The following is a 751-nucleotide window of genomic DNA, read 5'->3' on the forward strand; positions in this document are numbered from 1 at the left end:
GAACTTTACAAACCGTTCATCATTAGAAAACTAATTGAAAGAGGTATTGTAAAAACAGTAAAATCTGCAAAGAGAATTATCGACAGAAAAGAACCGGTAGTTTATGATATCCTTGAAAACGTGATGAAAGGTCACCCTGTTCTATTGAACAGAGCACCTACTCTTCACAGACTGGGTATTCAGGCTTTCCAACCTAAGATGATCGAAGGTAAGGCAATCCAGCTACACCCGTTAGTAACTACGGCCTTCAACGCCGATTTCGATGGTGACCAGATGGCAGTACACTTGCCACTAGGACCAGAAGCGATCCTTGAAGCTCAGTTATTGATGTTAGGTTCTCAAAACATCTTGAACCCTGCAAACGGTTCTCCAATTACAGTACCATCTCAGGACATGGTTCTTGGTCTTTATTTCATGACTAAAGAATTAAGCTCTACTGAGACGATGAAAGTAAAAGGAGAAGGTCTTGCATTCTATTCTCCTGAAGAAGCAGAAATTGCTTACGCTGAAGGTAGAGTATCTTTAAATGCTAAAGTAAGATGTAGACTACCTATCAAAGAAGATGGAAAAATCGTTACAAGATTAATCGAAACTTCTGTAGGTAGAATCCTGTTCAACCAGATTGTACCTAAGCAGGTAGGATATATCAATGAACTTCTTACGAAGAAATCATTGAGAAATGTTATCGGTAAGATCCTTGCTGATACAGATTTCCCTACAACTGTGAAGTTCCTTGATGCAATGAAAGACC

1 pseudogene is annotated in these 751 nt (G+C 39.1%); it reads left to right on the forward strand.

The features are described from left to right. A pseudogene (locus tag GB932_RS21985) lies at window positions 1-751 on the forward strand (DNA-directed RNA polymerase subunit beta'); the annotation flags it as partial.

Source organism: Microbacterium karelineae, assembly GCF_009745985.1.
Taxonomy (GTDB): Bacteria; Actinomycetota; Actinomycetes; order Actinomycetales; family Microbacteriaceae; genus Microbacterium; species Microbacterium karelineae.